We start from the raw sequence: 12,360 nt of genomic DNA on the forward strand, positions 1-12,360 counted from the left end.
ACCGGGTACTGGACCGTGGTGTGTCAGCGGGCGGGCGGGGCGAAGGGGTCCATGGCCCCGTCCGGGGGCGGGTGTGCGTCCGTGCGGATCCGGAACCAGCGGGTGCGGCCGGCGTCGAGCTCGACCGTGACCAGGCCGTCGGGAGCCGGCCGCAGGATCCGCGGCGGTGCGTCGGGCGGGTACTCCGGGGCGTCGTGGGCGATCTCGATCAGCTCGGTCCCGGCGGTCGCCTCCCGCAGGTGCACCCGGGCGGTGGCCGGTACGTCGTCCGTGCTGGTCAGGCACAGGACGGTCTGTCCGGCGTGGTCCCGACGGACGGCGGTCAGCCGTGCGCGGCCGGTGGGCAGTCGCTCCACCCCGCCATGGCGCAGGGCCAGCTGTGCGGCGCGCGCCGCGAGCAAGGGGCGTAGCTCCGAGGATGCGTGCCCTGCCGGAGCCAGGGCCGAGACGGGGACCTCGTGGCAGCCCGGCAGGGCCAGGAGCAGGCAGGCCCGCGGGTGGGGGAGCCCCTCCGGGAGAAACCACGTGCCGTACGGCAGGAAGGTGGCAGGGCCGGGGATCCGGGCCGCGGCTCCGGTGTTCCCGTCGGTGTCCTCGTCGTCGGCGCCCGCGGGTTCGTGAGGCGGGCCCAGGGTGGTCGCGGGATCGGGGGCCGCGTTCAGGACGAGGTGGCCGGTGCCGAGTGCGGTGAGGGGGGTGCCTGTGGTGACGACCGCCGCCTGCGGGTAGGCGTCCAGCAGATGACGCAGTCGGGTGAGCAGGGACGCCGGCCACCGGGCCGCGTCGCTGAGCCGGAGTCCGTCGACCGTTTCCTCCAGGAGCTCGTGGGCCCGCCTGAGCGGTTCGCCCTGGGGGGAGTCCGCGCCCGGGGGCGCCAGTTCCGCCAGTACGCGCAGTCCCTGATCGCGGGCCCCTGCCAGCAGCGCGGCGAACTCCTCCGAGTCGGGTGCCAGGGCGGCGGGCAGACAGACGTGCCCGATGCCCCAGCGCCGGATGCCGGCCGGCAGCACGGCGTCGCGCGCCGGCAGCACCACCCCGACACTGTCCCGGAGCCAGCCCGGTCCCGCCTCGTCGGGCGGGGAGGGCACGGGACCCGGGGTGAGCAGATGGGTCCGGCCGTCCTCCGCCCGGATCTCCACCTCGCCGCCGTGCCCCGACACCAGCAGCAGCCCGTCCGTCGCCGGATGGACCTCCCGTACCCGGAAGGGCATCGGCACCGCCGTGACCGGCCCGCCCTCCGGCCAGGACAGCCGCAACAACCGGTCCCCACCGTCCGCGGCCACGACCAGCCCGGCATCGGAGAGCACCGCGAGTGAGGAAGCGGGCGCCGGCAACGCACCCAGCAGGGCGACAACACCGTCCGCTCCACCGACGCCCCCGGAGTCACCCACCGCGGCTTCCGCCACCCCGCTCTGCACAGCTGCCGTGGGATCCCCCACCCCGGCGGAGACACCGGACGCGGCCCCGGCCGCCCCACCGGAGGCACCAGCCGCGACCCCGGCCGCCTCGCCGGGTCCGCCTGATCCGGCGGACCCATCGAATCCATCTGACTCGTCCGACCCACCCGACTCGCCTGACCCACCCAGCCCGTCCGACCCGCCTGACCCACCCGGCCTGCCCGACTCGCCCGGCCTGCCCGACTCGCCCGGCCTGCCCGACCCGCCTGACTCGCCTGACTCGCCTGACTCGCCTGACTCGCCGAATCCGCCGAGCGAGGAAGAGGAATCCGCCGCTCCCCCGGCCGCCCCGGCCGACCCCCTTGGCACCCTCACCCCGTACACCCGGCCCTCCGTCGAGCCCCAGACCACCGCTCCCGACCATGGGTCCCCGCCCAGAGCCGTGACCCCGCTCCCCGGACCCCGCCGCCACCGTGCGAGGCCGGCGGCCGGGCCCCCGGCCAGGTCGTGCACCGTCACGCCGCCGTCCGCGTCCGCCACGGCCACGAGAGCGGCCCGGACCGAGGACCACAGGCGCACCACCGGCGCGGGATGCGACAGGACGCCCAGCGTCCGGCCGGGGTCTGCGTCGTCGACGAGGAGGACGTCGTTCGCGGTGGCCAGGCACAGCACGCCGCGTTCTCGTGTCCGGGACCAGCCCACGGCCGTCGGCCGCACCGGCAGCGAGTGCGCCACGGCGTCGGCCGTGCCGTCCACGGCCGTCGTCACCACGTGCAGTTGCCCGCCGCTCACCACCGCCGTGGCGGCGGGCCCGGCGTCGGCGACCGCGAGCAGCCTCGGCTGCTCGGGCAGCTCGACCGAGAGCACGGACTCGCCGTCGTCGACGCGCAGTACGGTCCGGCCGTCCGCGGTCGTCGCGGCCGCCGCCCGGTGGCCCGCCCGTGCGCACAGCAGCGTGCCGCCCAGCTCCGCCTGCGCGGCCAGGAGCGTGCCGTCCACGCCGGCTTCGGCGGCCACGCCGAGGCTCAGGGCGGTGTGCTCGCCGTCGTACAGGTCCAGTTCGTGCCACTGGGCGCCGGGCAGCGCGGCGCGCAGCCGCAGCTGGACGCGGCCCGCCCCGCTCGCCCCGCAGACCAGGGCGCCGCGCTCCGGGGGCCGGCTCAGGACCAGGCCGTCCGCCGAGGCCCGGACGCCGATGTCCACCTCGGTGTGGACCAACGCCCGCACCGTCCGTACCTCGTCGGCGTCGGCCCGGATCAGCAGACCGCGCGGCGGCTCCATGCCCAGCCGCTCCGCCGCCATCACCTGGAGCCGCCAGGCCGGCAGCGACTCCCGTACGGCCTCCGGCAGGCGGGGAAGGAAGCGCAGGACCCAGCGGCTGGCCTCGGCCGCCGAGGCGCCCTCGGCGAGCACCTGCCGGAAGAGCGGGGTCAGGGCCCGTTCGACCTCGGCCTCGGCGGGCGGCGGCCCGATGGTCGCCGACCACAGCAGTTCCTCGAAACCGCGGACCAGGGGCGGTGCGCAGCGGTGGGCGGTGAGGGTGAAGTCGCGGACCGAGCCGAGCAGGTCCGGGTCGTGGTCGTACAGCTCCCGCCGAAGCTCCGCGCTGACCTCCGGGTACAGCACCAGAGCGCGGCTGTCGGCGGCCTCCACCAGCGGTGAGAAGTGCAGTCTGGCCTCCAGCCCGGCGCTGCTGTCAGGGGCGAAGCGGAGCCGGGCGCTTCTGAGGAAGTACGGCTCCGCCTGCGCGGCCAGGCACAGCGACCGCGCCAGCCGTACGACGGCGGGCCGGTGCCGTCGCTCGTCCGCGATCAGCCGGAACGCACTGCCGCGCTCGGGTGCCGCCGTCACCGCCGCCGTCCCGCCCGGCGCGGGTCCTGGCGGGCCGCGGTCTGCGCCAGCCGTACGGACACCCGGCGGTCCAGCGGAACCAGCACGACCGCCTGCCGCACGGCCTCCGGATACTCCTCGGCGGGATAGGGCGTGAGACAGACGACGGGGCTGCCCGACTCCCGCAGCCGCCGCAGATACGGCAGCCAGCTCGCCGGCGAGGAGTGATGGCGGCCCGGAGACGGCGGTTGCAGATGCCCGAGGTCGGTGAGCAGGAGCACCGGTTGTCCGTACGACGGCACCGGGTGGGGCTCCCAGGTGCGCCCCCGGTCGCGGCTGACGCCCTGGGCGATACGCAGGTCAAGCACCCGCAGGCCGCCCGGCGGCAGGATGCGGGCAGCGAGCCGGGTGATCCACTCCTGGTCGTGCCGGAACGGCCGCATCGACTCGCCTCGGTCGATCAACAGCAGCGCTCCGGCCCGGGTGGTGGTCCGCTGCCGGTAGGGGACCCGCGGTCGGACGAGCCTGCCGCCGGCGAGACCGCGCACGAACAGGTCCACCAGCCGGGGGAGATCGACCGCCCGGCCGGTCGTCAGCGTGCCGGCCAGCGCGAGGAAGACGGCCCGTTCGGTCCGCGGGTTCCACGGCGGGGCCGGCCGTGGCAGAGCCGTCGGCCAGGGCACGTCGAACGCCTCGGTGTGGCCGAGGAGTTCCTCGGTGCCGTCGTCCGGGGGACCGGGCGGATCGGTCTCGCGCCACCACCGTTCCGCCTCCCGGCCCGGTGCCGGGCGCGCGGCGCGGACCAGCAGCAGCGAACCGCCGGTGGCCGACCGGGTGTCCGGGCCGGGGACCTGCTCGGGCGGGCTCACGAGCGGGGCCGAGGCGGCGGCGTCCCTCTCGGCGGGTCCGGGCGGTGCGCTCCCGCCGTGGACCCGGTCGGGGGATCCGGCGCCGGTCCGCGAGCGGCTCGGGCGGGCCGCCGTACCCTCGCCCCGGGACGGCCGCACCGGGTCCGCACCACGGCGGGCGGGGCCGTCGGACGGGGCGTCGGCGCGTGCGGACGGGGTGTGACCGTCGGAGGGCAGCGCCAGTCCCAGGGCCGCGGCCAGCGTGGCCAGGCCGTCCGGGTCGGACACCCCCAGGGCACGGGCGGTCCGCAGTAGATCCGCCAGCCGGGCCGGGCCTCGGTTCACGTGTAGGAGAAGGGGTCGGCGGAGCCCTTCGTCATGGCCAGGCCGGCGACCGCCCGCCACTCCGGCGACGCGGCCGTCAGGCCCATCTGACGGCAGGCCCGCAGGGTGTCCAGGAACTCGGCGGTGCTCGCTGCCGGCCGGGTCGCCACCGACTCGTTCTCGAACATGTCGGCCAACTCCAGGGTGAGCGCCTCGTCGTAGTCGTCCCCCATGTGCAACCGGGCGACCTTCAGCAGGTGTTCGCGGTCCGGCGACTCCAGCCTCAGCAGGATGCAGCGCCGCAGGAAGGCGGCGGACAGTTCCCGTTCCTCGTTGCTCGTGATCACCACCAGGGGTGCGCCCGTGCCCTCGGCCGCCGTCACCGTGCGGCGGTCGGGGCCGACGAAACGGAGGTTGTTGAGCGGATCGAGAAGGGCGTCCGGGACATCGGGGTCGGCCTTGTCCATCTCGTCGATGAGGACCACCGCGGGACGGTCGCGCAACGCGGGCGGGCCCTCCTCGTCCACGGCCGGATCGAGCGCCTGCCACAGGGGGCCGGGCCGGAAGTAGGCCCGCGAACCGGGGTCCTGGAGCGTGCCCTGGGTGGCGTCGTTGAGCTGGCGGAACGCCTCCTCGCGCCACAGCAGGTCGTGCGGTTCGGTGCGGGCGGTGACCACCTCGGCGTAGTAGCGGAAGCGCATCAGCCGGGCCACGTTCGGCGCGAGCGCCGACTTCCCCGAGCCGGGCGGGCCGAGCACGAGCAGTGGACGGCCGGACGCCAGAGCGACGTTGACGGCGAGGACGGTCCGGTCGTCGAAGAGATAGACCTGGTCGTCGAGGCGGGCCGTGCCGCGCGCCGGCGTACGGCCGGTCCTCGCGGACCGGTAGGTCTCCTCGGCCGGGTCGAAAAGCTTGATCAAGCCCACTGCCCCCCATCATCAGCCCACGGCTCCGGCGCACCGCACCCCGTTGCACTCTTCCCCATGGGACGTGCGGCCACTACCCGGTCGACGAATATGGCTGACAGCACGGTGCTCCGGGAGAGGCCGAAGCCGAACAAAGCGAATAAGCCGAACAAACCGCGAACCGCGGTCCGCGGGAACCGTCAGCCATGGAGCCGACGCCGTATCCGGACCTCGGGCAGCTCCGGCGACTCCGGTGACACAGCGCCGGGCCGTCCGACCGCGTCGGCGGTTCCGGCCGTCCCGGCCCCCGGGTCGCCGGTCACCAGATCCACCCCGCTCAGCCAGGGTGCCCGGCGCAGACCTGCCGGTACCGGCAGGTCCGGCCACGGGTCTATGCCGAGGAACATGACCGCCGAGGACTCCAGCGCCGTCAGATCCCTCAGATTCGGGCAGCGCAGCACCCGCAGCGACCGCAGCGACCGGCAGCCGCTCAGCTCCGGCAGGGCGACGAGCGACGGATCGTCCGCGAGGACCAGCGAGCGCAGTCCGGGCAGCCGCGGCAGTGCCTCGGCCAGCCCGTCCACGGGGCCGGTGCAGCGCAGTTCGGCCACGGCGGTGCCGGCCCGGAGCAGAGCACGCAGTTCCGCGGACGACCGTGCGCCCGCCCGCCGCACTGCAGGACGGGGCGGCGGACTGCCGGCCGACAGCCGGCGCGGCGGCCCGCCCGTCGGCGCGAGAACACTGCGCGGGGCGCCGGTGCCGGCTTCGGCGGTCCGTAACTGGGCCAGCAGTTCGCCGAGTTCGGCGGAGGGGTGGCGGCGGAGCAGCTCGTCGGTGTCCGCGCCCGGCGCATGCGCCAGGTGGTGGGCCGCCAGGAAGGTCCTGACCTCGGGGCCGGGGAAGGCCACGGTGTCGGGCCCCGGCCGGAACACCACGCCCGCGCGGTCCGCGAGGGCGGCCAGCAGCCGCTCGGACGAGGCGGCGTCGGAGTCACCGGAGTCCCGCAGCGCGCTGAGCGCGGTCCGCAGCGGAATGCGGGAGCTGTCCAGTCCGAGGGCGGCGACGGCCAGCCGGCCGGAGGCGGCCCTCAGGACGCTGTCGGGCACCTGGTCGGCGGCGCGGCCGGGCACGGGCACGGGAAAGGTGGACGACCCGGCCGTCTCCTCCCGCCCCCGCCGCCACATCGCCGAGACGCCGGCACGCAGCAGCCGGCGCCGTGGCACCGGCCCCGGCCGGCCCGGACCGCTCGCCGCCCGCAGCAGTGCCGCGGCGGCGGCCGGGCGGCCGGCGACGCCGAGGAGCAGCGGATCGGTGTCGAACTGCCGCAGCAGCGCATTGAGGACCCGCCGGTCGCCGGCGGACGTCGCCGCGAGGGAGTCGAGCAGGGCGCGCACCCCGTCCGGGGGCAGGGGTCCGAGGCCGGCGACCCGGAAGGCGTCCCCGAGCCTGGCCCAGGGCACTCCGGTGCCGTTCGTGGCGATGACGCAGGGCGCCTGCGGGTGGGTCCGCAGCAGGAGCAGGAGCCACTCCCATACGGCGGCGCGGTTGCCCGAGGGCACCGCGTCCAGGTCGTCGACGGCCAGGAAGGCCCGTCCGGACCGCAGTTGACGGGCGGCCCAGCCGGCCGGTTCCTGCGGCGCCGCCAGCGGGGCGAGCGTCGGCACCATGCCGTCCAGGCGGGGCAGCGCCCCCGACCTCGCCGACAGCACGAACGGTATCCGGCAGCCCCAGGGCGCGCGGCCCGCGCCGGCCCGCCCCGGCGTCGTGTCGTCCAGCGCCCTTCCCGCGAGCCGCGCCAGTTCGGTGCTGTGGCCGGCTCCCGGCGGCCCGACGAGGAGTATCCGCGGTCCCAGCTCCGGCATCCGCTCGGCGGCCAGGACGTACTCCGGCGGCGACGCGTCACCGTCCGGCCCGGCGCCCGGGACGGCCACCGGGCCGCGGGCGTGCAGGGTGCGGGCGACCGGTGTCGCGGGCAGGAGCGGGGCCACCTCCTTGCGGAACTGCTCGGTGAAGGCCGCGTCCTCCGCCGACAGCGCGTCGGGCGCCTCCCCGCCGGACCGGTCGTCCAGCTTGGGCGCCGGGGCCCCGGCTTCGGCCATCGCCGTCATACGGGCCACGATCGCGTCGAGCACCCGGTCCAGCGCCGCGCGGTACCGCGGGGCCTGCATGGTCATCAGCGCCAGCCCCAGCGAGCGGTACTCGGGCAGCTGGTCCGCGGCGAAGGCGTCGGCCGTCGCGACCGGCCCCGGCAGCCGACGGTCGACCGGCTCCCAGACCAGGGGCAGGGCCGTGTGCGGGGTGACGCCGGTGCGGGCCTGCCCCAGACTCCGGCGCAGCGCCAGGACCGCCCAGTCGTGCTGGGCGGGACCCTCGTTGAAGTACGCCGGACTGCACAGGGCCAGCACGATGTCCGCCGTCTCGACGCCGTACGACCCCTCCCGTCCGCCGGGTGGGAGGGGCGGTGGGACGAGGCGGTGGAAACGCGGCCCGGCCGAGGTCTCCAGACGCCGTCTCAGCTCGTCCAGAAATCTCGCGACCCAGGCCTCGTCCCTGCCGTGCGCGTAGCTGACGGCATAGCGGCACACGGGCACCATCTCATCCCCCGGTGTGTGGCTTACGTACCTGCCTTTCCAGTTTCGCACGAGCCCGGTGGCCGACCGTGGCACAATCCAGGCCATCAACTCGTAACCATTCAGGCTTTATCGGCGAATTGTCAGGTGCAATGCCCAACGTGTCCGAAGGGGTTTCGCCCCTGGGAAAGAAGCAGGCGAATCTGCTCACTGCCATCCTGCGGGGGGTGCCCGTCCTGGGACCCGGCAAGGAACCCCATCTGCTGACCGACACGGACGTCCGCGATGTGCTGGGCACCCTTTCGCCATGTGCCGACGCGCAGGAGACCGGTGAGGTCAACCGGCTGCGTCCCCGCGTACTCAACGCGGTCATCGGGGCCGAGGCCAGACGCTCGGGTTACGTCCAGGGGCTGCCGGGCCACGGCGTCGTCCCACTGCTGCGGACCGTCGGCGAGGCGGTCCGTGCCCCGCTGGTGCTGCGGATCGTGTACGGCGCCAGCACCACCGTTCCGCTCCGGGCGCTCAGCTATGTCCTGCCTGCCGTGCGCATGGCGTCCCGGCTGGCCGAGGCGGGCAACCGGGTCCCCCACCTCCAGATCGTGCTGGCCGGTTCTCTCGGCTGCTGGGTCAACGGTCTGTCCGGGCCCGCCGTGGACGCGGAGACCGATCTGCTCGCCCGCAGTCTCGGCCGGCTCCTGTCGTACCTGACGCCGGGCCGTTACGGGGTGTACGGCACGCTTCCGTCGACCGAGGTCGTGGCCGCGCTGGGCGATCTGGTGCGGACGCTGCCCCCCGTCCGGCGGGCGGCTGTCGTCGAGCGGCTCGCCGGAAAGGGCGGCGCCACCGCCGACGAGCAGACCCTGCTGTACGCCGCCGCCCATGTCCTGGTGCACGACCGTGCCGCCGTCCCGCTCGCCCTGCTCCGGGGCAGTCCCGTCCCGGAGAACGCGAGGGTGATCGACATCGGCAGCCTTCAGGAGCGTCACTTCCACGACGTACGCCGTCTGTTCGCGGCCGGGGCCACCGGTCCGGGGGCGCTGGTGCTGTCCCGGCACTCGGTTCCGCCGTACACCATGGCCAGGGACGGGGACATCGGACTGCGCGAGTTCCTGGACGGCACGAACGCGCCGGGCAGGCCCGTGGCCCCCGTCGTCCGCCACGATCTGCGGCTGCTGTGGACAGCGCTGCCGCAGGAGGAACTGCGCCGCGTCGTCGACGTGCCGCAAGAGGCCCCGCACCGGGCCGCCGACCTCCGGCGCGCCGATTCGCGGCAGTCCGCCGACCTCTCGCCGGACGACCTGTACGAGGTCGTCGGCGTCCCGCAGGACGCCCTGCGATGACCACCGGCACCGCTCGTCCCGGTGTCCCGCCGTCTCCCCTCGGTCCCGACGAACTCGTGTCCCGGTTCCGCGCGTTGGGAGTCCGGCCCGGGGACACCGTGCTCGTGCACGCGTCCCTGAGCACCGTCGGGCCGGTGCACGGGGGCGCGCGGGCCGTCGCCGACTCCCTGCTGGAGACGCTCGGCGCGGACGGCACCCTCGTCGTCTACACGCAGACCCCCGACAACTCCGACCCCTCCCGCTGGCCCGTCACCCGCGGGTACGCCGTGCCGGCGAAGGAGTGGCCCCGGCTGCGCGCGACCCTGCCCGCGTTCGACCCCGAGCGGACCCCGAGCTTCGGAGTCGGCGTCCTCCCGGAGGAGGTCCGCACCCGCCCCGGAGCGCTCCGCAGCGGCCACCCGCAGAGTTCGTTCGCCGCCCTGGGCCCGGCCGCGGCGCGGGTCACCGCCGGGCACGCCCTGGACTGCCACCTGGGCGAGGAGTCGCCCCTGGCCCGCCTTGAGGAACTGGACGCCCGCATCCTGCTGTTGGGCGTGGGCTACTCCGCCTGCACGGCCTTCCATCTGGCCGAGTACCGCGTGCCGGGCCAGGGCACCCGCCACTACGGCTGCGCGGTCGCCGACGGCCCGGGAGGACGGCGCTGGCACCACTACCGCGACGTGGACTTCGACGCCTCGGCCTTCCCCGCGCTGGGCGACTCCTACGCGTCGCTGCCGGAGCGTCCGGTGACCTCGGGCCGGGTGGGGGCCGCCGACTGCCTGCTGTTCGACCTGGCTCCGGCGGTGGCGTACGCGTCGAAATGGCTGATCGAACACCGGCCGGACAGCAGCCCCTGACGCAGACGGCAGCAGACTCGGGGTTTTGCCTGGACCACGGGCGAACGGACGTCGCCCGCTCCAGTGGCTGACGGAGGTCAGCGGGCTGGTGCTCCGCAACGGGCTGCGGCTTCTCGGGTGAAGCCGGACGGCCGGTCACGCTTTCGGTGTGGCGCAGGCGTGCGGTCGTTGGTGGCGGGTGAGGGGCGAGTCGGCTTGATGTTGCCCTGAAGCATTCCTTGCGGGGCGCGCGGCACACTTCGCGCGCCCCGCAAGGACATTGCTCCCGACAAGGGGTCAGGCAGTCACCAGCTCCGGCTGCGTACGCGCCTCGCAGTGGGGGGCGGTGTGCGCCGGCATCTCGGTCAGGCCCGGGTGGTAGACGTGCAGGCTCACCGCCGACGTCAGCGCGTCGTTGACGACCCGGTGCACGTACCCCGGCGCGAAGACCCGCTGGGCGCCTGCCCCCAACACCCGCTTTCCGCTCTGTGTCCGTTCGGTGAGCGTGCCTTCCAGGACGGTCAGCACGCCGGAGGACCGGCCGTGGTCGTGCAGCCCGCTGCCCTGCCCCGGCACCCAGGACAGCAGCCACACCTCGTAGCCGGGCCCGGTGCGCAGCCGGTGGTACCAGCGCGTCGTGGCGTCGTACCGGACGAGGTGCTCCCACTGGGAGCGGTCCGCGGCGACGGAGCGGGCCAGGCCGGCGAACTCGGCGACGGTGGCCGGGTGCTCGCGCGGGGGCTGCAGGAGGTGCGGGACCTCGAGGATGTCGCCGGCGATCTGGAGGTCGCTGTCGCTCACGTACGGACCACCCGGCTTTCGGAGAGGCGGAGCACCCTGGGGTGGAGAGCTGTCGCGGACTCCGGGGGGTTTGCGCCGGTGGCGGGAGCACGAGCGGTGAGCGGACCGTCATGCCAGGTCATGAGGTGGGCGCAGCACCGGGGAAGCATCAGTCCGGGTGTCTCTGTCGTGTTCATCACTGCTCCTTTCGTTCGGGTCGTTCACCAGGTCACCAGGTCGGTCGCACGCCTGGCGGTCGCCCGGCGGTGGCCGTGAGCGGGGTGCGGGAAGAAGCGGTCGCCGGGCAGAACAGGGCGGGTGAGCCACCCGTCGCGCACCCTGATTCATCCGCGGGACGAGTACGGCCCGCTGGACCTGGCCGACTTCCTCTCCGTACCTGCGGAGGGCACCCTGGTGCACGCCCGCGGTCCCGACCCCTGCTGCGGGCGGTGCGGCGGAGTCGCGCGGACCGGCCCGTCCCCTGCCGCGGCACCGTCACCGTCACCGCCTACAGCACCGCGAGTTGTTCGGCGAACACACCGCGTTCCCCACCGAACTCGCCGCCGCGGCATGACGTGTCGGCACCGTGAGGTGCCGGCACCGCCGCTTCCGTCCCCGTGATCTGCCGCGGGTCCTCCGCGCCGCGGTCACGGGTGCCGGCATCGGCGAAGGCGAGGTCCGTGCGGGGCCGGTCGTCCCATGACACCAGGTGGGCGCAGCAGCCTGGCAACCGCAGGCCGGGGGTCTGTGTTCCGTTCATCGCTGATCCTTTCTTCAGGGAGTGCGACCGCTTCACGGGGTGCGGTCGAGAGCGGGCCGGGGCGTGCACGAGGCCAGGTCCTGGAGCAGCGCCTCGTACCACAGGTCCCTGCCGTCGGGTCCGGTCAGGAAGTGCGCGGCCTTCAGGCTTCGCCACGAGAGGCGGTCGGTCTCGTCACGCCAGGCGAGAGCCGAGGACTCCGGGATGACGGCATCCTCGGTGCCGTGGTACAGGAAGACCGGGCACCGCAGACGGTCGTGGGTCCGGGGCTTGAGATAGCTCTCGCTCGCGTGGAGCTCCGCCCGGATGGTGGGGAGGAACAGTTCGAGGAGTTCCTCCTGGTCCGTCAGGTCCGGGCTCAGCCCACCGATCCCGGCCAGCTCACCGAGCAGTTCCGCGTCGCCCATCGAGCGCCAGTCGATCGGTGGCAGGGGGGTCGACGGCGCCCGCTGGCTCGCCGCGAACACGGCCTCGACCCGCTTCCCGGACGCCTCCAGGCGCGCGGCCATGTCGTATGCCACGAGCGCCCCGTAGCTGATCCCGGCGAACGCCAGTCGCTCGGTGCGCGCGATCTCCGCGGCCAGCGTGCGCATCGCGTACGCGCTCACCGAGGCGACGTCCGGGAGGGGCTCGTCGAAGAGCCGCCCCTCCCGGCCGGGCAGGTCGGGCACGACCACCTCGACACCGTCCGGCAGGTCTTCCCGCCAGCTCCGATAACGTCCCAGCCCACCGCCGGCGTGCGGGAAGCACACCAGGGTCAGGGTCCGCAGGCCAGACATGTGAACACCTTC

General features: G+C 74.8%; 9 protein-coding genes. 2 read left to right on the forward strand and 7 right to left on the reverse strand.

The genetic code is table 11. The features are described from left to right. Positions 1–23: 23 nt before the first annotated feature. The 4 genes from ACW4TU_RS18000 to ACW4TU_RS18015 all read right to left on the reverse strand — a co-directional run bounded on the left by ACW4TU_RS18000 (position 24) and on the right by ACW4TU_RS18015 (position 7,898). Positions 24–3,248 (reverse strand): hypothetical protein, encoded by a 3,225-nt coding sequence (locus ACW4TU_RS18000; RefSeq protein ID WP_457428834.1) that lies wholly within the window; start codon positions 3,246–3,248, stop codon positions 24–26. Next, complete coding sequence (locus ACW4TU_RS18005; RefSeq protein ID WP_457428835.1) at positions 3,245–4,420, reverse strand: hypothetical protein; 1,176 nt, start codon at positions 4,418–4,420, stop codon at positions 3,245–3,247. Before ACW4TU_RS18005 ends, ACW4TU_RS18000 begins: the two co-directional genes overlap by 4 nt. After that, the gene (locus ACW4TU_RS18010; RefSeq protein ID WP_457428836.1) at positions 4,417–5,325 is read right to left on the reverse strand and encodes an AAA family ATPase; all 909 of its coding nucleotides are present in this window, start codon (positions 5,323–5,325) and stop codon (positions 4,417–4,419) included. Before ACW4TU_RS18010 ends, ACW4TU_RS18005 begins: the two co-directional genes overlap by 4 nt. Before the next feature lie 179 nt (positions 5,326–5,504). Next, positions 5,505–7,898, reverse strand: coding sequence for a large ATP-binding protein (locus tag ACW4TU_RS18015; protein ID WP_457428837.1), 2,394 nt, complete (start codon positions 7,896–7,898; stop codon positions 5,505–5,507). A gap of 128 nt (positions 7,899–8,026) precedes the next feature. On the opposite strand from ACW4TU_RS18015, the gene ACW4TU_RS18020 reads away from it, so the two are divergent. Then, complete coding sequence (locus ACW4TU_RS18020) at positions 8,027–9,214, forward strand: hypothetical protein (protein WP_457428838.1); 1,188 nt, start codon at positions 8,027–8,029, stop codon at positions 9,212–9,214. Then, entirely contained in the window at positions 9,211–10,050 is an 840-nt protein-coding gene (locus ACW4TU_RS18025; protein ID WP_457428839.1) for an AAC(3) family N-acetyltransferase, read from the forward strand. Before ACW4TU_RS18020 ends, ACW4TU_RS18025 begins: the two co-directional genes overlap by 4 nt. Positions 10,051–10,326: 276 nt before the next feature. On the opposite strand, the gene ACW4TU_RS18030 is transcribed toward ACW4TU_RS18025, so the two are convergent. The 3 genes from ACW4TU_RS18030 to ACW4TU_RS18040 form a co-directional block, all read right to left on the reverse strand. After that, positions 10,327–10,830, reverse strand: coding sequence for a cysteine dioxygenase (locus ACW4TU_RS18030; protein WP_457428840.1), 504 nt, complete (start codon positions 10,828–10,830; stop codon positions 10,327–10,329). Between the two features lie 487 nt (positions 10,831–11,317). Continuing rightward, complete coding sequence (locus ACW4TU_RS18035) at positions 11,318–11,569, reverse strand: hypothetical protein (protein ID WP_457428841.1); 252 nt, start codon at positions 11,567–11,569, stop codon at positions 11,318–11,320. A gap of 32 nt (positions 11,570–11,601) precedes the next feature. Next, positions 11,602–12,348, reverse strand: coding sequence for a thioesterase II family protein (locus ACW4TU_RS18040; RefSeq protein WP_457428842.1), 747 nt, complete (start codon positions 12,346–12,348; stop codon positions 11,602–11,604). Positions 12,349–12,360 lie beyond the last annotated feature (12 nt).

This window comes from Streptomyces kryoterrae (genome assembly GCF_054072135.1).